This is a genomic window from Pseudoalteromonas citrea (assembly GCF_000238375.3).
In the GTDB taxonomy this organism is placed as follows: Bacteria; Pseudomonadota; Gammaproteobacteria; order Enterobacterales; family Alteromonadaceae; genus Pseudoalteromonas; species Pseudoalteromonas citrea.
The window spans coordinates 234,736-257,211 of record NZ_AHBZ03000014.1 but is presented as its reverse complement, the minus strand read 5'-3'; the positions used below and the strand labels follow the sequence as shown (position 1 = coordinate 257,211).

Below are 22,476 nucleotides of genomic sequence, written 5' to 3'. Positions count from 1 at the left end.
TTAAGTGAATGCGGTCTCTAAGTTTGATAAACGAAGCGCGTTTTTTCCTAAATAATTGAACTTCTCTAATTTAGTGTGACTTGGCCATTAAGTGCCTTAACCCATGTTTGAGATGAAGAAGAACATTAATAATTAGTCAGAGTATAATCGTGCTTTGGTTCAACGTAGTAACATTAATATTTGACTAAGTGATAGCGCAAAGTGGACAGTACCGAAAAACACGGGTCCGTGGGCGTTCAAATCACTATTCTGATTTAGCAATTGAAACCTGTTTAACCTTAAACGCTGCATTTCATTTGCCATTAAGAGCCTTAGCTGGGGTTGTATATTCCTTGCTCATTATGATGGACGCCTCGTTACAACCCCTCCAGCTATAGATGCTTATGCAAACGCAGTAAAACACTTGATGTGCAATATAGAAAGACCGCAAGCAAAGGCTTTATAGATATCGTAGTCGATAGCACAGGCCTTAAAGTGTACGGTGGTGAATGGCATACGAGAAAACATCGAACGACTAAGCGTCGAACTTGGCGAAAACTGCACTTGGCCGTAGATGCGACAAGTCACGATATTTTGGGTGCTGAGCTATCGATGGTAAATGTGTCAGATGGAGAAGCCCTTGCCGATTTAATCGGGCCACTGCGTAGGAATATAGACAGAGTCAAAGGTGATGGAGCATATGACACACGCAGTTGCTATGAGGAGGTCGCAGCAATAGGTGCGATTATGCGGGTACCGCCAAGAGACAATGCCCAATACTGGGAAGAAGCACACCCAGGAAACAATGCCGTATTTATGAAGCACCAAATAAGGTTAACGCAGTGCAAAGTGAATTCAGTTTACCATCTTCGTTTTATTGCTGGGACGGCAATGTATCGGTTTAAACAAGTAATGGATGATAGGCCAAAAAGTTGTTGGTTAAATAGCTAGCATGCTGCACAGATGATTAAAGTGAAGGCATTAAATAAAATGACTGGGCTAGCCATTCCCATATATCAACAACAGAGTTAAAACTGAGCAATTGATTAGTGGTTAGCTACTTGATCAACAAGGCCTAAAAAAGGCTTTTAATAAGTGGCGTGGCTTTTTCGGTGCTGAACATTCATTTTTGACTATTACTTAATTATATTCGGTAAGGTTCAACCTAAATAGAGCTAGATTGATTTGGTTGTATTTAAATTAGCTACTAGAGTAAAATTAGTAGCTAATTTTTGTGCGAGTATATTAAAGTTGATTCATTGTTTTAAATTTGATATCAATTTCATTCGCGTATTCGAATATTTTAATAAGGCTACCGGTTGTTGTTTGCCAGCGATCTGTAAGTTCGTCAACGATACAGTGACCTACCAATACTAAGTCCCTTCCTGTATTTTTAGCTCTTTTCATTGCTTTGTAAACGCGTTCTTCTGGCTCGAAATATGAACTATCTATACCAATGCCATTATAAAAATATCCGTCATTGAGGCTCGCCAGTCTTAAGTCTTCTGTTTTTGGTGTCAAATATGCGCGAATTGTTGTAAATTCGCTACGTAATGCTTCGCTTAACTCGTAGTTATATGAACCAAATGGGAACGCAAATGAAGTGACCTCTAGCCCTGCAGTTCTCATATGGCCTAATGAGTCTCGTATTTCTCCTTTCATCCATGTCTCAGTGCCATGCTTTTCATACCACTCTACAGCGTTACCATGATAGGTAGTATGATGCGCTATTTCAAACCCTCTTTTTTGAAGGTCGAGTAGTTTTTCATTCATACTACTATGGTAGTTACTAATATAAAATGTTGCGGGTGCTTCATACTGCTCAAATAAAGCGGCATTGTTCACCCAGGAATCTAGGCAGTGGCCATCATCGAATGTTAGAACCACACTCCCTTCTTTAGCAACTGATATGGTTTTAATAACTTCGACTTCTTTAATAACTTCGACTTCTTTAATAACTTCGACTTCTTTAATAACTTCGACTTCTTTAATAACTTCGACTTCTTTAATAACTTCGACTTCTTTAATAACTTCGACTTCTTTAATAACTTCGACTTCTTTAGTGTCGTCTGAACAGCCGGAAAGCATAAAAAAAGAAACCATAAAAAATATTTTTAATCGCATATATCATCCTTGTTAAATGATTATTTATATCAAGCTTATTGAAGTGGTGGTGAAATCTATAACATTTGTACCTGTTTGTAAAATTATTATTTTTACCAGTCGAAAGGAGATGCTTTTTGGTAACGCTTTATTTTCATCTTGTTATCCTTTGGCTGGTTTTTGCTCGGTTTGCTCGTTATTTATTTAAATTTTTTTATTAGCGGGTTTGTGCGCTTTACCTTAGAATATCATTAACAAGCGGCGTTGCTTCCTTAATGATTGCAGCCCTTTAGCTTGACGCGATCAGATCAACAAGGCCTGACTTTAATCCCATTTTACAAATTTTATAGGGTAATAGCTGACACGAATTTCAAATACATATTATCGTTATTTTCATCGAGCTATACGTGCGATTTAATGGTCTTATTTAGAGGATGCTTAGCCTGTTTTCTATTTTTAAAAAGTAAAAGGAGAACTCCAGTTATTGCATGCTAAGTGGTGGTAAGAGCTTTTCTAGTAATACCTTTTTACCGTCTAGCAGCGAAGGTGACTATCTTTTTACATATGGACATGAAGTTAATAATAAAATCGAAAGATTTTCCCCTAAAAATTTTATTGTTGGATTTTTAAATATGAAAATTTTAATAAATGAGGTCATATGATATTCATTAAAATTTTACCCCTATCGACACCATAACCTCTTATTAAGAGGAAACTTTATTTGTTAACCTGCTTGTTTTTATAAAGCAGCTAGCGACCGAACTGCTTTAATTAAATCGGGCACTTTAATAATGGAATATAATCCAGTTATTGAGGTGTTAAATGACAAAAAGAATAAACAGAAGTTACACATCAGAATGTAAGCAAGAAGCTATGGCATTGGTAGCTGAGCAAGGTTACAGCGTCCCAAAAACAGCAGCGCCTTTAGGAATCACGGATAAATTACTTTATATCTGGACAGCTAAGTTTGAAGCTTAGCAATCTGGAGTCTATTTAAGTGCAGTGGACCCTCTGACAATCAATGACGGGGGGAGCAAGGTAGATTCTACAGGCTCATTTTTGATTAAAGAGAGTAGGTTTTTAACTAACATTTGCCCAGCTAACGTGGTGTTTTGTTGCACTGTGGTGAGTGTGGGTGACACATAACTGGCGGCAGGAATATCGTCAAAGCCGACAACATGAACATTTTCCGGCACGTTAATACCCGCTTCTAGTAATGCACGAATTGCCCCAATGGCAATTAAATCACTGGCTGCAAATAATGCGTCAAACGAGATGTTATTGGCAATGAGAGATTTTGTGGCGTGATACCCAGAGTCTTCAGTTGAAATTGCATTGGCTATTTTTCTGTCATTAAGGGTCACACCTTGCGCTTCAAAAGCGTCTTTAAATCCTTTATAACGGGCAAAAAATTCAGGGCTATGATTGGATGCGTCGCCTATAAATGCGCAGTCTGTGCGGTTTAAGGCAAAAAGGTGCTGTGCGGCGAGTTGTCCGCCACCGTAATTATCGCAGCTAACGGTGAGATCGGGGTGATTATCTACTGTGGCACCCCAGCACACAAATTTAGTGTCTTGGTCGAGCAATTCTTGTAATCGCGCTTGGTAATCTAAATAGTCACCATAGCCTAATAAAATGATGCCATCGGCTCGATGGCTGTCTTCGTAATCTGCACGCCAGTCTGAGCTACTAGATTGAAAAGAAATTAATAAATCATAACCTTCTTTTGCACAGGCGCGGGTAATGCTCCCGAGCATACTTAAAAAGAAGGGGTTTATTTGTGATTCGTCTGTGGTTGGGTCTTCAAACAGTAATAATGCCAAGGTGCTACTTTGTTGGGTGCGCAGATTACTGGCATTTTTGTCTACTTTATAATTGAGCTGCTCTGCGATTTCATGTACGCGACGTTTTGTTTCGTCATTAACTAATGGGCTGTTTCTTAAGGCCCGCGAAACGGTTGATTGTGATACACCTGCATAATGTGCAATATCAAAAGAAGTAGCTTTGGCTTTGTTTTTCATTCTAGGTCTCAAATCAACGTAACTCAGACATTGTCGGGGATTACATAAATATTTCAACCAATTTCGTTATTCTACTAAATTTTTATTGATGATCTGTGACACCGGTGTCATAATGTCAACGTTTTATCATTTTGTTGTCAAAACGTATTCGCTGTCCACATGAGTGTGGGCAGCATTTTTTTACGACAGTTAACGTGCAAAATTAACTGAATGACGAATGGAATAAAGTGTTTAGAGAGTGATAGCTCTGGACATAATAACAAAGCGCTAAAGCGCAATGACAAAAGAGAAAACAACATGAGCCAGACAACAAGCTTTCAACTTACTCATTTTGATCCCATCATCGTTGCCGATATCGGGGGAACAAATGCACGTTTTGCCGTGATCACGGACTATGACGTAAATACCAACCAATTTAGCATATCTTATCAAGCGACTTTTCCTAGCGCCCAATTTCAATCATTTGAAGCTGCTTTGCACTGTTATTTAGAACAGCTGACGATAGATACACCGAAACGTGCCTGTTTAGCGGTGGCTGGGCCAATTAAAGCAAATCAAGTGTATCTGACAAATTTAGGGTGGCACTTTAACTCTCAAGATTTGAAAGACTCAATGCGCTTTGATGAATTATCGGTTATTAATGATTTTGCTGCGTTTGCATATGCTGCGCCTTATTTAGATCCTGAGCAGAATATTATCATTAAGTCAGGGCAGGCAGAGCAAACGGCGAATATTGCAGTAATGGGCCCAGGCACAGGTTTTGGTGCCGCCTGTTTGGTAAGAGATGCCGACGGATGTGCAGTGATGAGTTGTGAAGCGGGTCATATTTCGTTGGCTTCAGTGACTGATTTAGATCAAGCACTTATTGATGAAATGCGTACAGAGCTAAAGCATGTGTCTATTGAAGATGTTTTTTCAGGCCGAGGCTTAGCACGGCTTTATCGCACAATGGCAAAAGTGAGAGGGGTGACACCACAAAACCTGACCGCAGCACAAGTCAGTGAGATGGCAGAAGAATGTGATATTTGTGATGCAACGCTTAATCATTTTTGTGATTGGATTGGTAGCGTTTCAGGCGATTTAGCGCTTACTTTTGGCGCATTGGGCGGGGTATTCATTGGCGGGGGGATTTTACCGCGCATGTCAGATAGATTACTATCAAGTCGCTTTGTTGAAAGATTTACTGAAAAAGGACTGATGTCGCAATATGCTGGCCAAATCCCAGTGACATTAGTAGTACAAGACAATATACCTCTGATTGGTGCAGCGGCCTGCATTCATGAGCGTTATCAGGGCTAGGACTTAGACCGAATGAAAAAAGTGACGATTAACAGTGTTGCCACGTATGCAGGGGTTTCTAAAAAAACCGTTTCTCGTGTACTCAATAACGAACCCAATGTGAGTCCGGCAACACGTGAAAAAGTACTTAAAGTCTTTAAAGAGCTCGACTATACGCCAAACCCAATCGCAAGAGGGTTAGCTCGAAATCGTAGCTTTATTATAGGGTGTTTATATGACAACCCGAGTAAGAGTTATATCACTCGGGTTCAAAGTGGTGCGCTAGAAGCGTGTCATAAACACAATTATAATCTTTTGATCCACCCATGTGAGTTACGGGGCGACGCATTAATCGGGAATATAGAAAACTTATTAATGACCTCTCGACTCGATGGCTTAGTGTTAACGCCCCCGTTTTCAGATTCCGTTGAATTGATTGAGTTTTTGAAGAAAAAGAACGTTAATTATGCACGAGTGGCCTCAGCAATTGAAGATGATGAGTCGATTTCAGTAAGAAGTAACGATGAGCAGGGCGCATTTGAGATCACCGAGCACTTAATTGAATTAGGCCACAGCCATATTGCCTTTATTAAAGGTCACCCTGACCATAGTGCCACGGAGCAGCGTTTTTCAGGGTATCAACGCGCGTTGAGTGCACATAACCTAACTTTTGACGATACATTAGTTGCTGAAGGTAACTTTAGTTACCACTCAGGTGCTGATAGTGCCAAAGCCATTTTGGATATAAATCCGCGACCAAGTGCAGTGTTTGCTTCAAATGATTACATGGCAGCGGCGGTGTTAAAATTGGCGACACAACGGCAATTAAAAGTACCAGAAGATATTTCAATCGCGGGCTTTGATAATGCGCCAATCGCACGTCATATTTGGCCCGGGTTAACGACTATTGCTCAGCCTGTGGAAGAAATGACACGCCAAGCGGTGGAGTTACTGATAGAACAAATTGGTGGCGCACAGGTGCAAGCTCGGCAAACCACTTTAGAAGCTAAGCTCATCACCAGAGAATCAACCTCTAAACCTTAGCGCTTATTATCGCGTATTTCACACATTCTATTAATGGCTCAAGGATCACTTTTTGGGCCTTTACTATGTTCTAGATCAACCTGTCTGCTCTCATTTTACGTACGATGAAGTGAGTGGCCAGTTAACTAAACTGGCATTCTTATAATGAAAGAATAGGACATCAGCATGAATATAGAACGTCATAGTCTCGCTAAAGAATTACCTGAATTTAAAGATAAAATTCACACGTTAAAAATGAATGACCGCCATTTTGCACGCTTGTTTGATGATTATCATGACATTGATCATGCGGTGATCCGGATTGAAGATGGCATCGAAAATACCTCAGATGCTTATTTGGAATCACTTAAAAAGCAACGATTACAATTAAAAGATCAGCTCTACCATATTCTTTGCAACAGCTAATGTGAAATAGCTCAAATAAGTTAGCAAGGCCTGAATGAGGTAATCTTGTAAAGGCCTTTTGAGTTGAGCGCGTAAGCAGCAGTTTTATAAATTTAAACTATACTCAATGCATATTGAAAGCATAGGTATGGTTTGTGAATGTACTCGCATTAGTTCTTGTTTTATTGGGTGCCTTAGGTCTATGTGTATCACTTAAACCTGCGATTAAAGTGTGCCAAATCTCACCACGTGTGGGCTGGCGTGTCTTGTTGGTGTTAATACTTTTCTTTGTAGTTGGTTACGTCGCCTTTGCCATCTATCTACTCGATAAAAACGTGGAGAACATACTTGATTTAGGTGTGTCGCTCATTCTATTTTTTGGCGCTGTATTTGTTATTATTATTAATAACATGAGTAAAGATAGCTTGGTTGAGCTTGCACAAATAGTTGAAAAAGAGCGCTTTAATGCGCATCATGATTTTTTAACTCAACTCGAAAATCGCCAGCAATGCATGGCAAAAATCTCGGCATTGCAAAATTCAAATACCGACTTTTCAGTTATGTTGATTGATTTAAATAATTTTAAGCAGATGAATGATGCGATTGGGCATTTGTTTGGTGACAAGATTTTAATTCATTTGGCAGAACGGTTTTCGCGCGCGCTTTTACCACATAACAGCTTGTATCGAATGGGAGGAGATGAGTTCATTATCGTTATAAACGGCAACCGAGAAAGCGATATTTATGGACAAAATAATGCACTGCTGAGTGAGCTCCATACACCTTTAGTGGTTGATGAACTTAGTGTAGATATTCATTACAGTGCGGGTACGAGTATTTATAACTGTGAGGAGCCAAAAGATGCCATTGACCTTCTCAAGCAAGCCGATATTGCCATGTACAGTGCCAAACGTACCAAACAAAGTTTGGTTATTTTTGATGAGTATTTACATCAAGATTCAGACGAAGAATTTCATTTAATTAGCCGATTGAAAACCGCGTTAAATGGTGGTGAGCTGACGGTTTATTATCAACCAATTGTGTGTGCACAGTCAGGAGAAATCCATGGTGCAGAAGCGTTATTGAGGTGGCCGCAGAAAGATGGGTCAGTGATCATGCCAGAAAGCTTTATTGCTATTGCTGAGAATAACAACATGATCCGTCAAGTCAGTTTATTTGTGATAAATCGAGTGTTTCAGGATCTTCCCAGATTACTGCACGCAGATCCAGACTTGATAGTACACGTAAATTTATCAAGCCAAGACTTCTTGGGTAAAGATTTAATCAATTTGTTGGCATCCCATGTTAACAATGCTCAGGTTGATGCGCGTCATGTTATGTTTGAACTTACTGAAAGCATGATGATGACAGATTTGGCACAAGCGCATGACTTAGTGGAAACACTGATAGAAATGGGCTTCTCGGTTAGTATCGATGATTTTGGTACGGGGTTTTCGTCATTTTCTTTGCTCAAAGAGTTATCGATTTCTCAAATAAAAATAGATCGGTCATTTATTGATGAGTGTATTAGCAATGAAAAAGATCAAGTTATTGTTGAAACTGCTGTATTTTTAGCTAAAAGGTTAGGGTGTAGTGTTGTAGCAGAAGGCGTAGACAGTGATGGTGTTATTGAGTACTTAAACTCACTTAACTGTGATTACTTTCAAGGCTTTAAGATCAGTGAGGCTTTACCCTTAGTGGCTTGTATTAATTGGATCGAATCTTCTGGCATGGTAAAAACAGCACTGCGAAAATATTAGAGTGAGCGAGAGCGGGTGATTTATTAGGTCAAGGCAAGATACTCAGTTATTGTGCCCTGCCGTTACGCATATCCAGCAAACCTAGCCTTGCCTTACAATGTCATCATAGCCCGCCTTGATTTAATAGAGTTAACGTGAAGCACCGTGAATACTGCTGTCACTCGTATAATTGTGATCAAATATGAAAGGGAATGTTACACCCTCAGGTCTTATTCAATATGAGTATAAAATGAGAGCACATGTATGTGTGGTTCAGTGAAGGCGAGTCGGCGCACCAATAAAGCATCCAATTCAAATATCAATCAGATGACACCCAGTCAAAGAACGCGCTATGCTCTTGTCGCAAATGCAGCTGCAGAGCGACGCGCGCGGTCACGGCGAAAAGCGAAAACCATGAATGAAGCGCAAGACCCTCAAAATGGATGGCGTTGTATATACTCATACTTATTGAGACTTTTCAGTTAAAAGCGCGGCATAGCGGCAGGTGCTTTAAAGCCATACATAGTTGAGAAGTTGGGAATGTTATTTTCCCAAACAGGAATACTTTTACCAATATACTCTCTAATAGCATCAAAGAATAATCGCGTTCTAACAGGTAAATCTCGGTGTGGGTAGACTGCATACATGGCACTGTAATCCATAAGTTGTACATCAGTTAGAAAGGGGATCAATTCGCCGCGTTTAACTTCTTGGTCAACTAAAAATGCGGGTACGACGCAAAAAGCAGTATCTGAAAGTACTTTGAGCATAATAAGTTCCCCATCGTTTGAACGGAATACACTTTTAATAGGGACTTCTTGGGAGGCACCGCTAGCATCGAAATAACTAACGCCATTAAACCGCAGTCCATCACTGGCATAAGTTGCAGCAGGCATGGTTGATAGTTCGTCTATTGATTTTGGTGTGCCGTAGGTTGCTAAAAATTGTGGTGTAGCTAGCATAACTAATCTATTTCTGGCAATTTTTCGTGCAATTAAAGAGGAGTCTTTTGGCTCACCGACACGAAAGGCCAGATCAAATCCTTCACCAACAATATCGACAAGTCGGTCTTCTAAGCGAAGCTCAACTTCCACTTGCGGAAAGCGCTTTTGGAATTCATTGATAACAGGTTGTACATAGCGTCGACCAACAATGGTTGAGCTGGTAATACGCAAGAGCCCTTTGGGTTCTGTGTGGTAGTTTTCAGCTAACAATTGTGTTTCACTCAGTAACTTACGTAATTCTTGTGCCTTTTTCACCATTTCTGCACCCGCGGCAGTGAGTGAGAACGAGCGAGTTGTTCTATTGAGCAAGCGTACGCTTAGTTCATCCTCTAGCCTACCAATTTGTTTAGATATTACTGAGCGATCAATATTTCTGATTTGAGCCGCTTTGGCAAATGAGCCTCTTTCTACGACATCTAAAAACATAAGTAAACGGGTACTAATATCCATTTTATTCTCTGTATAATTTTATTGGTGTTATTTTGGCACTAATGAATTTAAAAATCGATGCTTTTTTGTCTCTTATCTCATCGTTACACTGTATTCCATTATGAGTAAGGGGTCCAAAATGAAAAAACCATTTATCGTTGTATCAATTTTAGCAGGTTTAGCCTATCTCTCTGGCTGTACTGACTTGCAGGCGCAAGATCAACAACCAACAGTGCAAGTCTTCAAGCAACCCATTGATGTTGCGAAAGTCCAGAGCTACCCAGTGCAATCATGGTTTACCTATACCAGCCGGTTAGAAGCTGTAGAAACAGTATACTTGCGCCCTAGAGTTTCGGGTGTCGTTGAGTCATTAAACTTTAAAGAAGGCCAGCAGGTAAATGCTGGAGATACTCTGTTTATTTTGGACCAACGGCCCTTTAAAGCAAAAGTATCAGAGCTTACTGCTCAATTAGCCAGTGCGAATGCCGCACTAGCGCAAGCTAAAAATGAATCCAAACGAGCAGAACGTTTGTCGAATAGCGATTCGATAGCACAAGAGCAACTTGAAAGCCGCCGTTCAGTATTAGCACAACGTCGAGCTGATGTACTAGCGACGCAAGCAAAATTAGACGCTGCGCAACTTGATTTAAACTTCACAGAGGTTAAAGCTCCGATTAATGGCATTGTTTCACGTGCGCAGATCACGGCAGGAAACACCGTTCAAGCAGGGCAAAGTGAATTAACCCAAATCGTCTCTGACTCTCATTTATATGCTTATTTTGATATCAACGAGCGCACATGGCAGCGCACATTTTCGGATCTTCGTGGCGATAAAAAAACGAAAGTATTAATGCAGCTTACTGGCCAGTCGTCGTTTGCTCATCAGGGGGCTGTCGACTTTATTGACAATACCATTAATGCTCAGACTGGCACTTTGAGAGTACGCGCTGTATTTGATGCTGACGATAACCTGAAACCTGGTGCATTTGCACGTATTCGCTTGGCTTCTAACGAAGCTAAACCGCAAATTTTGATCCCTGAAAAGTCTATAGGTACTGATCTTAAAAATAGATTTGTATTGGTTACTGATGAGCATGATATTTTGCAATATAGATTAGTGACGTTGGGTGAACGATATGGTTCATTACGAAGTGTCGTATCTGGTTTATCGGTTGGCGATAAAGTAGCTGTTAATGGGCCTGCGAGGGTAGGGCCAGGGATGCCAATTGCACCTCAAATGGTCGAAATTGATACACAAGGGCAGTTGTTAGTACTTGATACAACAAAGCATACGGCACCTGTGATAACAATGCAGCAAGGTGAATAGCATGTCTTTTTCTCACTTTTTTATTAAACGACCTATTTTTGCAGCCATGTTGTCGTTGGTGATACTCATTGCAGGTGCAATTAGTTTGTTTCAACTCCCTGTGAGTGAATACCCTGAAGTGGTACCACCGACAGTGGTCGTTACTGCAAATTACCCGGGCGCAAACCCTAAGGTTATTGCTGAAACAGTGGCAACGCCATTAGAACAAGAGATCAATGGTACAGAAAACATGCTGTATATGTTTTCACAGGCAACCAGTGATGGGCGCATGACGTTGACGGTGACGTTTGCATTGGGAACAGATCTTGATAGAGCGCAGGTTCAAGTACAGAACAGAGTTAACAGCGCTTTACCTAGATTACCGCAAGAAGTGCAGCGACTGGGAGTGGTTGCTGAAAAAGCTTCGCCTGATTTAACCATGGTGGTGCATTTATTTTCACCGGAAAATACGCATGATACGGCGTATTTGTCGAATTATGCGGATTTATATGTCAAAGACCAAATTGCTCGTTTAGCAGGCGTTGGGGATGTGCAGTTATTCGGTGGTGGAAAATATGCCATGCGAGTGTGGCTAAACCCAGATGCATTGGCGGCCAATCAATTGACGGCGATGGATGTGGTATCTGCACTACGTGCGCAAAACCAGCAAGTGGCTGCCGGCAGTTTGGGTGCGCAACCTTCAGCGAGCGAAGCCCAGTTTCAAGTATTGCTCAATGTTAAAGGACGTTTAGGCAGTATTGATGAATTTAATAAAGTAGTCATTAAAGTAGGTGATAACGGTGCGCTTATTCGCTTAGGAGATGTTGCTCGAGTAGAACTTGGACAAAACTCTTATGCATTACGTGCAATGTTAAACGGTCAGCCAGCATTAGCGATGCCGATCTTTCAGCGTCCAGGGTCTAATGCCATTGAACTTTCAGATCAAGTACGTGAGACCATGGCGCGCTTAAGCGAGTCGTTCCCTGTCGGGGTTGAGTACGATATTGTTTACGATCCAACCGTATTTGTGCGTGGCTCAATTGATGCTGTTATTGCGACCCTATTAGAAGCGGTCGTACTCGTAGTATTAGTTGTGATTTTATTTTTACAAACATGGCGCGCGTCAATTATTCCTTTGATAGCAGTACCAGTGTCACTTGTTGGTACATTTGCAGTCATGCAATGGCTAGGTGTATCTATTAATACCTTGTCACTGTTTGGATTAGTGTTAGCTATCGGTATTGTGGTAGATGATGCCATTGTGGTGGTCGAAAATGTAGAGCGTAATATTGCTAAAGGGTTAAGCCCGTTTGAGGCAACAAAAGTGGCGATGAATGAAGTCACAGGCCCAATTATTGCGATCGCACTTGTGCTGTGTGCGGTGTTTATTCCCACAGCCTTTATTACAGGGTTATCGGGGCAGTTTTACAAGCAATTTGCTTTAACAATTACCATTTCAACCATCATCTCTGCGATAAACTCACTGACATTATCGCCTGCGTTGTCGGCGATGTTATTGAAACCGCATGGCAGCAAGCCAGACTTTTTAACACGCGTTTTAAATGGGTTATTCGGTAAGTGGTTATTTGAACCATTTAATCGACTTTTTGATAAAAGCAGCGCAGGTTATGAAAAATTTGTCAAAAAGCTAATTAGAATGTCGTTGGTGATAGGTATTGTGTACGTCGCGCTATTAGGTTCAACCGTTAAGTTATTTGACATGGTGCCTGGTGGTTTCATCCCTGCTCAAGATAAGCAGTATCTTGTTGCTATCGCACAATTGCCTGATGCGGCCAGTTTGGATAGAACTGAAAGTGTGGTTAAGCAAATGGAGCAAATTGCGCTGCAGGTGCCAGGTGTGGCGAATACAGTGTCATTTCCAGGTTTGTCAGTCAATGGTTTTACTAATAGCCCCAATGCAGGCATCGTGTTTACGCCATTGGCACCGTTTGAACAACGTACCGATCCGAGTCAATCGGCAGCGGCAATTGCCATGGAATTGAATAAGCGTTTTACCGCCATTGATGAAGCCTTTGTTGCTGTGTTCCCACCGCCACCAATCCAAGGCTTAGGCACCACTGGAGGATTTAAAGTACAAATACAAGATCGAGATAACAAGGGGTTTGAAGCATTATTTGCAGCCCTAAATACGGTCACCAATGAGGCGAGAAAAGATCCTGCACTTACTGGGTTGTTTTCCAGCTTTAGAATTCAAGTGCCGCAAATGGATATCGATATTGACCGTGAACAAGCGTTAATTCAAGGGATCCCATTATCTGAGGTTTTTGATGCGCTGCAAGTTTACATGGGTTCGTTGTATGTTAATGACTTTAATATGTTTGGTCGGACATATCAGGTGACGGCACAGGCCGAGGCAGAACATCGTCTTGACCCGAAACAAATCTTAAATTTAAGAGTACGTAATGGGCATGGAGATATGGTACCACTGGGTTCTGTATTGACCGTAACACCAACTACGGGACCAGATCGTGTTATGCATTACAATGGTTACCCAAGTGCGGAGCTTAATGGCAGCCCAGCAGCGGGCTATAGCTCAGATCAAGCTCAGCAAGCCATGGAGCGTATTCTAGCGAAGCATTTACCAACAGGTATGGGTTTCGAATGGACAGACGTAACTTATCAGCAAATATTGGCCGGTAATACCATGATGTATATATTCCCTTTGGTTGTTTTGCTGGTGTTTATGGTGCTAGCTGCTCAATATGAAAGCTTACGGTTACCTTTGGCTATCATCTTGATAGTACCTATGACGATATTTTCAGCACTATTGGGCGTGTGGTGGGTAGGTGGAGATAACAACATCTTTACTCAAATAGCACTGATTGTACTGGTTGCATTGGCCTGTAAAAATGCCATTTTGATGGTGGAGTTTGCCAAGGAGCAGCACGATGACGGACACACTCATTTGTCGGCCATTATTGAAGCATGTCGTTTACGCTTAAGGCCAATTTTGATGACGTCTATTTCGTTTACGGCGGGCGTAATTCCCCTTGTAATGGCTTCGGGAGCTGGAGCTGAGATGCGTCATGCTATGGGGATTGCTGTCTTTTTCGGAATGATTGGGGTAACCGTATTTGGGTTATTATTTACGCCGGTATTTTATATGTTCGTCAACCGTAAAAGTGTCAAAAATACAGAGCAGACTACTTAATCATGTTACTGTTAGTGAATTTTAGGTTGTAGCAATCTTGAGAGAATGTTCTAATAATTAACATAGTACCGGTTAAGTTACCTAAGGCATGGACGCCATAAACTATCGAATAATACGTAAAGTTGAGAGAATTATGGTTGAGTTACCACATGAGATGAAAGCTATTTTATTGACAGAAATAGGAGCTGATTTCAAATTAATTGATGCGCGCCTGCCTGTTCCAGAGTTTTCTGATCAAGAGGTGTTAGTCAAAGTCGAGTATGTTGGTTTGACGGACTTAGATGCAAAATTTGCTCAACAAGGTACACCGTGTTGGCAGTATCCAAGAGGGTTTGGTTTGGATGCCGTGGGTACTGTTGTTGCAGGCCCAAAAGGGGGCCACCCTGAAGTGGGAACCCGTGTTATGTGGCACAATGATATTGCCAGCGATGGCGTACTCAGAGAATATGTAACAGTCCCTAATTTTGCACTGACTACTTTGCCTTCTGATGTAAACTCTGCGGTAGCAGCTAGTTTGCCTACGCCAGGAATGACGGCATTAATAGCATTGTATAAATTGCAACTAGAGGAAGGGGACGCTATTTTTATTGAGTCTGGTAATACCTGTGTTGGCCAATTAGCCATACAAATGGCGAACCAACAAGGATTAACCGTCATCACCAGTTCTCCTAAACACGCTTCAACGGCTTTGAAAAAGCTAGGGGCTGAACTGGTTTGTGATGAGCATGAACCTAATATTGGGCTAAAAATACAAAAACACTTTGGTTATGATACGGTTCACGGCGTGATTGATATATCAGGAAAGTACACCAATAAGTTGCTAGAGTTTCTTCAGTTTTGTGGAAGAATAAGTTGCGTTTCTGGCTTAGCTACGCTTGATGAAGCTTTGTTGTTTAAAAAGGCACCTAATATAGGGATCGTTTCCTTACCTGGAGCATGGCTCGCAAAAAGTATTTGTGCGCAACAGCGCATGTCATTTTTAGGGAATGTATTGGCTGACTATTTGCAACAGGAGCAGCTCTGGTTATCGGAAAAAGAGATCATCGCTTTTGATGCTGAGAGTGTACAGCGTGCGCTTAGGTCTCGTATTGATGGCGACAGTCACTCTTATCAGGTTATCAAAGTAGCGTAAATACTGTTTGTCGAAACGCATAATACCAGTTTGTGCGTTTCATTTACCTTCTCTATGGCTATAGCCTAAATCACTGATCTTACACTTTCAATTATTCAGATCCACAACTGATATATTTACCAGTATGTTGCTGGCACATTTATACAATCATTTTTACAAATTCTCACATATATTACGTCAATATTCTTATAAAATACCAAACATTGGAATATGTTACGGCTTTTGCTATTTCATTGGTGCCATAATGGCATCAAGTATGTGCTTTATTGTATCTTCTTTAGCATGATGTTTTTTCGTAACATAACACTATTGAACATTGAGGACGTTACGTATGAACAAATTATTCGCTGCATTTGTATTGTTATTTTCTACCTTTAGCTTTGCAACAGACACCCCTTACCAGTTGATTAATCAAGTTGGTGATAAAATGTTTACAGACATAAAACAAGTTAATGCGGATGGCAAGGCAGATAGCAGTACGATGAAAAGCATAGTACGTAGCCGATTGATGCCTCATGTTGACGTTAAGTTTGTGTCTTTTAAGTTATTAGGTAAGCACATTAAAGGCTTAAAACGTGCCCAAGCAGTTGAATTTATTGATGCAGTTGATAGTTATTTGATTAGTACATATGCATCAGCATTGCTTCAATATAAAGGCCAAGAAGTTATATTTGAGGAGCTTCCGTTAAGCAAAGGGAGTGATTACGCCACGGTTAAGGTACTTATCAAAGAGCAGTCAGGCCCTGATATTGATATGCACTTTAAATTCAGACAGGGTAAAGATGGGTCTTGGAAGGTGTATGACATGGTTGCCGAAGGCATTTCTTTACTCAGTGCTAAGCAAAAAGAAATCACCGGTCGTATTTCTCAGGTCGGGCTTGCCACAGTGACTAATGAGTTAAAAAGTAAAACGTAAATATAGTTAACTTTCCGACTTAAAGTTAATTGCAAAGAGCAATCATGATTATGATTATGATTGCTCTTTTTTATTGTCAGTACTTAGTTAAAACTCGCGAGGAGAAACAAACGTACCAGCTTGAATATTAGCAAAAGTTTCAGAGGCCAAGTCATCAAGAGAACCTAAAGATTTTCCTGTACTGGTGAGCTGATGCGTGACAGGTAAAATGTCTATGTCTTCAAAACCAGATAGCTGCGCCACTTTTGAAAAAATATAAGCATGTTTATATTTTTTATGCTTATAAAAAAGGCTGGTTAATGTTGCATACACTTCCAAATCAGGCATTTCGCCTTCTTTATTGAGTTCAAGTACGCGGTAGAGCAAATTTATGGTTTTTTCATCATCAAACTTGGCATAGTAAGAAGCCAAAAATAACTGAATCTCCGGATCGGATGTTACTTTGGGTGAGTCTTGCATTTGTAGCAATTTATTCATCGCCGTTTGGTTATTATTTCTCGACCATTGGTAATACAACAAACCAGGATGCGTTGTATCGATTGAATCTTGATAAATTCGATTCATCTCTTTTAGGCTAGTGAGGTGACCTTCTACACGAGAGGTGGTCTTGTCTTTGAGCTTAATATGCTCAATTTTTGCTGCTAACGACACACATTCATTATATTCTTCAAATAGTTTGAGCAATTCATATACGTTATCGTCTGTGGGATCTTTGTATTCTATATACCGTGCGATAGCGACGCTCGCCCGTTGTTCTTTACAATGACTATCCTTATTTAAATCGGTACAAAAGCCAGGGGTTTCTGTGCAAACGCGTTTAAGGGTCAGTGAATCATCGCATCCGCTCAGTAACAGTGCTGATAAGACAAGGGCCTGTCTTAATGCCATTTTAATTTCTCTCTTTCTTCTTATACTTACCATTTTAACGCAATGATTTGTTCGGTAACAGTGGAGAATCATAGCAGTTTAAATTAGAATACCGATGCCCAGAAGGGCTATCCGTTCAAAAAATTGTTTATTAGGCAGAAAAAAATGACCTTATCTCACGAGCAAGAATATCAAAATAGCTGGCAAGAACGCCAAGATTACGCAGAAAACATGCAGCCAATAATTGGCCGTTTATACCGTAATTCAGGCATTGAAATTGCCATCTATGGCCGTCCTCTTGTAAACACAAGCGTTATTGATGTAATTAAAGCACATAAAACAGTAGCCCGCTTTGAAGAAAGCAAATTGCGTTTGCGTGAAAGCTTCCCATTCTTAGAAGCAATCAGCAAAATGGACTTAGCGCCAGCACGTATTGACCTTGGTAAATTAGCCTATGCATATATCTACAAAAATGCAGGTGAAGGCCGCTCTATCGAAGAGTACCTAAATGCTGAGCTTTCTGAATTATTAAATAAAGGCGATGGCCAACAACCACGTGATGTTGTGTTGTATGGTTTTGGTCGCATTGGTCGTTTATTAGCGCGCTTACTGATAGAACGTGGCGGCTCTCACGCTGATTTACGCCTTCGTGCAATCGTTGTTCGCGGTGGTCGCGATGGTGACTTAGAAAAACGTGCCAGCTTATTGCGCCGTGATTCAATCCATGGCCCATTCAACGGCTCAATTACAGTGGATCACGAGAAAAAAGCCATTAAAGCGAACGGTAACTACATCCAAATCATCTATGCTAACTCTCCTGATGAAGTTGATTATACTAAATACGGTATTGAGAATGCGCTTATCGTAGATAACACTGGTATTTGGAAAGACGAAGACGGTTTAGGTTTACACCTTAAGTCAACAGGTGCTGCCAAAGTACTATTAACAGCACCTGCTAAAGGTGAAATCAAAAATGTGGTATACGGCGTAAATAACGACGATATCGCATCAGAAGATAAGATTGTTTCAGCAGCAAGCTGCACAACGAATGCGATTACGCCAGTACTAAAAGCAATCAATGATAAGTTTGGTATTAAGAATGGTCATGTTGAAACTGTACATTCTTATACAAATGACCAAAACCTTATTGATAACTACCACAAAGCAGAGCGTCGTGGCCGTAGTGCTGCATTGAACATGGTGATCACAGAAACTGGTGCTGCTAAAGCCGTTGCTAAAGCATTGCCAGAGCTTGCTGGTAAGTTAACAGGCAACGCAATTCGTGTACCAACGCCAAATGTATCAATGGCGATCATTAACTTAAATCTAAATTCAGAGACTGATCGTGAAGAGCTTAATGGTTACTTACGTGATACCTCACTTTATTCTGACTTACGAGATCAAATTGACTATACATCGTCAACAGAAATTGTATCGACGGATTTAGTCGGCAGCCGTTATGCGGGTGTTGTTGATTCACAAGCAACGATTGTAGACGGTGATCGCGCAGTACTCTATGTATGGTACGATAATGAATTTGGATACAGCTGCCAGGTAGTTCGCGTCATGCGCGACATGGCTGAAGTAGCATTTCCAAGCTTACCGCGTTAATACCTAATTTGTTCAAAAAAGCCAGCATTAGCTGGCTTTTTTAGTTTTTGAAACACGGATTGGTATGATACTCTTGACACTGTGTGTTACACAAAACTAACATTTTAGACGCGCGTTTTATTAAGTAAGAATAAAGGCTTTTCTTTTTTCTTATGTATTGCAAAAAAGACTCAATTTAGGGTATAAAATGAACATCACTAGTAATTTCGACAGTGGTAATATTAAGGTGATCTCACAACAAGATCCTCTCGATATTCAACTTGAAATCAACAAAGACCATGAGTCTGACTTTTTCCAATGGTTTCATTTTCGCTTAGAAAGCACACCATTTTTATCACATAAACTCCATATTAACGGTTTAGAAGGCTCTGCTTACCCTGAAGGGTGGGAAGGCTACCAAGCTGTTGCGTCATATGATCGCCAAACTTGGTTCCGTGTACCAAGTAACTATGAAAATGGCTCGTTAGTCATCGACTTTGAACCGGAATTTTCTCATACGTTTTTCGCTTATTTTGCGCCTTATAGTTACGAGCGCCACTTAGATTTACTGTACTCAGCGCAAAGCCACGATGTATGTGAAATTGAGACGCTTGGTAAGACACTAGATGGTAGAGACATTAGTCTACTTAAAGTCGGCGAACCAAGCGAAGATAAAAAGGCGATTTGGATCACTGCACGTCAACACCCAGGCGAGACCATGGCTGAATGGTTTGTGGAAGGGTTACTACATAAACTGCTTGATGACGAAGACCCACATGCAGCTGCATTATTGTCAAAAGCGGTGTTTTATATCGTGCCTAATATGAACCCGGATGGCAGTGTGCGTGGTCACTTACGTACTAATGCAAAAGGTGTGAACCTTAATCGTGAGTGGGCGACACCGTCTTTGGCACAATCACCAGAAGTATTTCATGTACTAAATAAAATGCATGAGTCTGGTCTAGACATGTACCTCGATATTCATGGTGATGAAGCGCTGCCATATAACTTTGTGGCAGGTAGCGAGGGTATTCCTAGCTATGATGAGCGCTTGCAAGATTTAGAAGAGACTTTCAAAAGTGCACTACTTGCGATCACGCCTGAGTTTCAAGATGAGTTTGGCTATGATAAAGACGCACCTGGTGAAGCAAACTTAACCGTCGCATCTTGTGCAGTGGGTGAGGCATTTAAGGCATTGGCTTACACTATCGAAATGCCATTTAAAGATAATGCGGATTTACCTGATCCGTATTATGGCTGGTCAGATAGACGTTCTTATCAATTTGGCCAAGACACATTAGCAGCGATTGTTAATGTCGTTGATAAATTAAGATAATAATAAAAATTTCAAAAGGCAATTCAGCAATGAATTGCCTTTTATGTATAACAACAACGAGGATGAGTCGTGGATGCATTTGGACAACTACTAGATAACCTAGATGGTTTACTAGGTGGGGCTTTTTGGTTCCCATACGTATTACTTGGTGTAGGTTTATTCTTCACCATTTATTTGAAATTCCCACAAATTCGTTACTTTAAACATGCGTGTAAAGTAGTAACGGGTAAATTTGATAAAAAAGATCAGGAAGGGGATACCACACACTTTCAAGCATTGGCGACGGCTTTATCGGGTACTGTTGGTACCGGTAACATCGGTGGTGTAGCACTGGCTATTTCTATTGGTGGCCCTGCGGCATTATTTTGGATGTGGATGACTGCATTTTTTGGTATGACGACGAAGTTTGTCGAAGTAACCTTGTCTCATAAATATCGCGTCAAAACAGATGACGGCACGATGGCGGGTGGTCCAATGTACTACATGGACCGTCGTTTAAACATGAAATGGTTGGCTGTATTATTTGCGATTGCCACGGTGATCAGTTCATTTGGTACTGGCAGTTTACCGCAAATTAATAACATTGCGCAGGGTATGGAAGCGACTTTTGGTTTTGAGCCGTGGCATACCGGCGGTGTTCTATCTGTATTATTAGCATTAGTTATTCTAGGTGGTATTAAACGTATAGCCGCAATTACATCGCGCGTAGTACCACTAATGGCGGCTGTTTATATTATTGGTGCTTTAGGCGTGATCTTGTATAACATTGAAAATATTGGCCCTTCGTTTGCGTCGGTATTTGTTGATGCTTTTTCAGGTTCAGCTGCCGCTGGTGGCTTTTTAGGTGCCTCTTTCGCTTATGCATTTAACCGTGGTGTAAACCGTGGTTTGTTTTCAAATGAAGCGGGTCAAGGCTCTGCACCTATTGCTCACGCGTCAGCTAAAGGTGATGAACCAGTCTCTGAAGGCATGGTATCCATATTAGAACCGTTCATCGATACCATCGTGATCTGTACGTTAACTGGATTGGTTATTTTATCATCAGGGGTATGGACTGAAAAATTTGATACTCACTTTGAACGCTCTTCAATGACCATTGTACAAGGTCAGTTTAGTGAAGATAACACTGAGCAAAGAGAGGCACTGTATAAGTATTTAAATGGCCAAAAAGATCATGGTATAGAGATTTATAATGGCAATATTAACGTCGTACAAGGGCGAGCAGTAAATACAGATTTTACCGTGATCCACTCTCGCTCTATCGGTGAAGATATTCGCTTTGGTATTACGCCGCGTCATGTTTACACCGGTATCGTGACAATTAAAGATGGTATCCCTGTTGATAACAGTATTAGTATCATGGGTAAATCGTTGGTTCACTCAGCTGAACTGACAACAAAAGCATTTACTCGCGGGTTTTTCGGTGAAAACGGTAAGTATATCGTCTCTATAGGTCTACTTTTATTTGCATTTTCTACTGCAATTGCTTGGTCGTATTATGGTGATAGGGCCATGATTTATCTGCTAGGCAGTAAGTCGGTTATGCCATATCGTGTTTTCTATGTTGCGGGCTTTTTCTGGGCATCGTTTGCAGATACAACACTTGTTTGGAAGTTAGCTGCGGTGGCGATTGTGGTGATGACGTTGCCTAACTTATTTGGTATTTTCTTGCTCCGAAAGGAGATGAAAGAGTCAATTAACGACTACTGGACGAAGTTTAAAAAAGAAAACCCAAACGAAAAATAAACTCACGGTGAATGAATGCAATTGAGCAAAGACTTTCACTAAGAAAACAAGTAAAATGGCGCCTAGGGGCGCCATTTTTTGTAGCATTAGGAGTAGTCATTTATGGCAATTGTACAATGTCCTAGTTGTAGTAAATCAATTTCGAGTAAAAGTGCCGTGTGTTCGCATTGCCACACACCTTTAAATGATGTGACAGAAGAGCAATTAGCGCGTATTGCATCAACGAAAAGAGTAAAGAAACAACAAATGTTTATTAATCACTCTTTTCTCGCGTTGATTTTATTCCTAGGTGGTTTCTTATATCTATATTGGCAGCAACCGACTGCAGGAACCGTGCAAATGGCATTGACGAAAGCGGCGATCGGTATTGGATGTTTTTGGTACTTAGTCAATCGCGTGATCTTAGTTTATTTGAAAAAGAAAAGTTAAT

19 protein-coding genes are annotated in these 22,476 nt (G+C 40.8%); 15 read left to right on the top strand and 4 right to left on the bottom strand.

Features of this window, described 5'->3' with window-relative positions:
* Positions 1-188: 188 nt before the first annotated feature.
* Positions 189-377, top strand: a complete 189-nt coding sequence (locus PCIT_RS23070) for a transposase (RefSeq protein WP_084622648.1) — start codon at positions 189-191, stop codon at positions 375-377.
* A gap of 31 nt (positions 378-408) precedes the next feature.
* Entirely contained in the window at positions 409-930 is a 522-nt protein-coding gene (locus PCIT_RS23065; protein ID WP_010362660.1) for an IS5/IS1182 family transposase, read from the top strand.
* A gap of 294 nt (positions 931-1,224) precedes the next feature.
* Here the strand turns inward: PCIT_RS23065 and PCIT_RS04420 are convergent, their stop codons facing one another.
* Positions 1,225-2,103 (bottom strand): polysaccharide deacetylase family protein, encoded by an 879-nt coding sequence (locus PCIT_RS04420; RefSeq protein WP_021032260.1) that lies wholly within the window; start codon positions 2,101-2,103, stop codon positions 1,225-1,227.
* Positions 2,104-2,904: 801 nt separating this feature from the next.
* On the opposite strand from PCIT_RS04420, the gene PCIT_RS04415 reads away from it, so the two are divergent.
* A complete protein-coding gene (locus PCIT_RS04415) occupies positions 2,905-3,060 on the top strand; it encodes a transposase (RefSeq protein ID WP_010362662.1) in 156 nt (51 codons plus the stop codon).
* Positions 3,061-3,071: 11 nt separating this feature from the next.
* Here the strand turns inward: PCIT_RS04415 and PCIT_RS04410 are convergent, their stop codons facing one another.
* Positions 3,072-4,103, bottom strand: coding sequence for a LacI family DNA-binding transcriptional regulator (locus PCIT_RS04410; protein WP_010362663.1), 1,032 nt, complete (start codon positions 4,101-4,103; stop codon positions 3,072-3,074).
* 297 nt (positions 4,104-4,400) lie between these two features.
* Between PCIT_RS04410 and glk the strand changes: the two genes are divergently transcribed.
* The 4 genes from glk (at position 4,401) to PCIT_RS04390 (ending at position 8,569) form a co-directional block, all read left to right on the top strand.
* Positions 4,401-5,402 (top strand): glucokinase, encoded by a 1,002-nt coding sequence (gene glk, locus PCIT_RS04405; protein WP_010362664.1) that lies wholly within the window; start codon positions 4,401-4,403, stop codon positions 5,400-5,402.
* Between the two features lie 12 nt (positions 5,403-5,414).
* Positions 5,415-6,425 (top strand): LacI family DNA-binding transcriptional regulator, encoded by a 1,011-nt coding sequence (locus PCIT_RS04400; RefSeq protein WP_010362665.1) that lies wholly within the window; start codon positions 5,415-5,417, stop codon positions 6,423-6,425.
* A gap of 165 nt (positions 6,426-6,590) precedes the next feature.
* Entirely contained in the window at positions 6,591-6,830 is a 240-nt protein-coding gene (locus tag PCIT_RS04395) for an HP1242/YdcH family protein (RefSeq protein WP_010362666.1), read from the top strand.
* 134 nt (positions 6,831-6,964) lie between these two features.
* The gene (locus tag PCIT_RS04390) at positions 6,965-8,569 is read left to right on the top strand and encodes a putative bifunctional diguanylate cyclase/phosphodiesterase (RefSeq protein WP_010362667.1); all 1,605 of its coding nucleotides are present in this window, start codon (positions 6,965-6,967) and stop codon (positions 8,567-8,569) included.
* Positions 8,570-9,030: 461 nt separating this feature from the next.
* Here the strand turns inward: PCIT_RS04390 and PCIT_RS04385 are convergent, their stop codons facing one another.
* Positions 9,031-10,002 carry a LysR family transcriptional regulator gene (locus tag PCIT_RS04385; protein ID WP_010362669.1) on the bottom strand — a complete coding sequence of 324 codons (972 nt, stop codon included), beginning with the start codon at positions 10,000-10,002 and terminating at the stop codon, positions 9,031-9,033.
* Positions 10,003-10,120: 118 nt separating this feature from the next.
* On the opposite strand from PCIT_RS04385, the gene PCIT_RS04380 reads away from it, so the two are divergent.
* The 4 genes from PCIT_RS04380 (at position 10,121) to PCIT_RS04365 (ending at position 16,507) form a co-directional block, all read left to right on the top strand.
* Positions 10,121-11,308 carry an efflux RND transporter periplasmic adaptor subunit gene (locus PCIT_RS04380; RefSeq protein WP_010362670.1) on the top strand — a complete coding sequence of 396 codons (1,188 nt, stop codon included), beginning with the start codon at positions 10,121-10,123 and terminating at the stop codon, positions 11,306-11,308.
* Position 11,309: 1 nt separating this feature from the next.
* Positions 11,310-14,459, top strand: coding sequence for an efflux RND transporter permease subunit (locus tag PCIT_RS04375; RefSeq protein WP_010362671.1), 3,150 nt, complete (start codon positions 11,310-11,312; stop codon positions 14,457-14,459).
* Between the two features lie 133 nt (positions 14,460-14,592).
* The gene (locus tag PCIT_RS04370; protein ID WP_010362672.1) at positions 14,593-15,591 is read left to right on the top strand and encodes a zinc-binding dehydrogenase; all 999 of its coding nucleotides are present in this window, start codon (positions 14,593-14,595) and stop codon (positions 15,589-15,591) included.
* A gap of 331 nt (positions 15,592-15,922) precedes the next feature.
* Positions 15,923-16,507 carry an MlaC/ttg2D family ABC transporter substrate-binding protein gene (locus PCIT_RS04365; protein ID WP_010362673.1) on the top strand — a complete coding sequence of 195 codons (585 nt, stop codon included), beginning with the start codon at positions 15,923-15,925 and terminating at the stop codon, positions 16,505-16,507.
* 87 nt (positions 16,508-16,594) lie between these two features.
* Here the strand turns inward: PCIT_RS04365 and PCIT_RS04360 are convergent, their stop codons facing one another.
* Positions 16,595-17,395: a DUF2989 domain-containing protein gene (locus tag PCIT_RS04360; RefSeq protein ID WP_010362674.1), complete on the bottom strand. Its 801-nt coding sequence runs from the start codon at positions 17,393-17,395 to the stop codon at positions 16,595-16,597.
* A 144-nt stretch (positions 17,396-17,539) separates the two neighbouring features.
* Between PCIT_RS04360 and PCIT_RS04355 the strand changes: the two genes are divergently transcribed.
* From PCIT_RS04355 to PCIT_RS04340, 4 genes are all read left to right on the top strand, one after another.
* A complete protein-coding gene (locus PCIT_RS04355) occupies positions 17,540-18,985 on the top strand; it encodes a glyceraldehyde-3-phosphate dehydrogenase (protein ID WP_010362675.1) in 1,446 nt (481 codons plus the stop codon).
* Positions 18,986-19,172: 187 nt separating this feature from the next.
* Positions 19,173-20,300 carry a M14 family metallopeptidase gene (locus tag PCIT_RS04350; protein WP_010362676.1) on the top strand — a complete coding sequence of 376 codons (1,128 nt, stop codon included), beginning with the start codon at positions 19,173-19,175 and terminating at the stop codon, positions 20,298-20,300.
* A gap of 69 nt (positions 20,301-20,369) precedes the next feature.
* On the top strand, positions 20,370-22,046 hold the full coding sequence (locus PCIT_RS04345; RefSeq protein ID WP_010362677.1) for an alanine/glycine:cation symporter family protein: 1,677 nt from the start codon (positions 20,370-20,372) through the stop codon (positions 22,044-22,046).
* Positions 22,047-22,148: 102 nt separating this feature from the next.
* Positions 22,149-22,475: a hypothetical protein gene (locus PCIT_RS04340; protein WP_010362678.1), complete on the top strand. Its 327-nt coding sequence runs from the start codon at positions 22,149-22,151 to the stop codon at positions 22,473-22,475.
* Position 22,476 lies beyond the last annotated feature (1 nt).

Coding starts and splice junctions, on each gene's coding strand:
- PCIT_RS04415 (WP_010362662.1), top strand. CDS start 2,905: ATGACAAAAAGAATAAACAGAAGTTACACATCAGAATGTAAGCAAGAA.
- PCIT_RS04360 (WP_010362674.1), bottom strand. CDS start 17,395: ATGGCATTAAGACAGGCCCTTGTCTTATCAGCACTGTTACTGAGCGGA.
- PCIT_RS04420 (WP_021032260.1), bottom strand. CDS start 2,103: ATGCGATTAAAAATATTTTTTATGGTTTCTTTTTTTATGCTTTCCGGC.
- PCIT_RS04400 (WP_010362665.1), top strand. CDS start 5,415: ATGAAAAAAGTGACGATTAACAGTGTTGCCACGTATGCAGGGGTTTCT.
- PCIT_RS04350 (WP_010362676.1), top strand. CDS start 19,173: ATGAACATCACTAGTAATTTCGACAGTGGTAATATTAAGGTGATCTCA.
- PCIT_RS04340 (WP_010362678.1), top strand. CDS start 22,149: ATGGCAATTGTACAATGTCCTAGTTGTAGTAAATCAATTTCGAGTAAA.
- glk (WP_010362664.1), top strand. CDS start 4,401: ATGAGCCAGACAACAAGCTTTCAACTTACTCATTTTGATCCCATCATC.
- PCIT_RS04370 (WP_010362672.1), top strand. CDS start 14,593: ATGGTTGAGTTACCACATGAGATGAAAGCTATTTTATTGACAGAAATA.
- PCIT_RS04395 (WP_010362666.1), top strand. CDS start 6,591: ATGAATATAGAACGTCATAGTCTCGCTAAAGAATTACCTGAATTTAAA.
- PCIT_RS04380 (WP_010362670.1), top strand. CDS start 10,121: ATGAAAAAACCATTTATCGTTGTATCAATTTTAGCAGGTTTAGCCTAT.
- PCIT_RS04375 (WP_010362671.1), top strand. CDS start 11,310: ATGTCTTTTTCTCACTTTTTTATTAAACGACCTATTTTTGCAGCCATG.
- PCIT_RS04410 (WP_010362663.1), bottom strand. CDS start 4,103: ATGAAAAACAAAGCCAAAGCTACTTCTTTTGATATTGCACATTATGCA.
- PCIT_RS04355 (WP_010362675.1), top strand. CDS start 17,540: ATGACCTTATCTCACGAGCAAGAATATCAAAATAGCTGGCAAGAACGC.
- PCIT_RS04385 (WP_010362669.1), bottom strand. CDS start 10,002: ATGGATATTAGTACCCGTTTACTTATGTTTTTAGATGTCGTAGAAAGA.
- PCIT_RS04365 (WP_010362673.1), top strand. CDS start 15,923: ATGAACAAATTATTCGCTGCATTTGTATTGTTATTTTCTACCTTTAGC.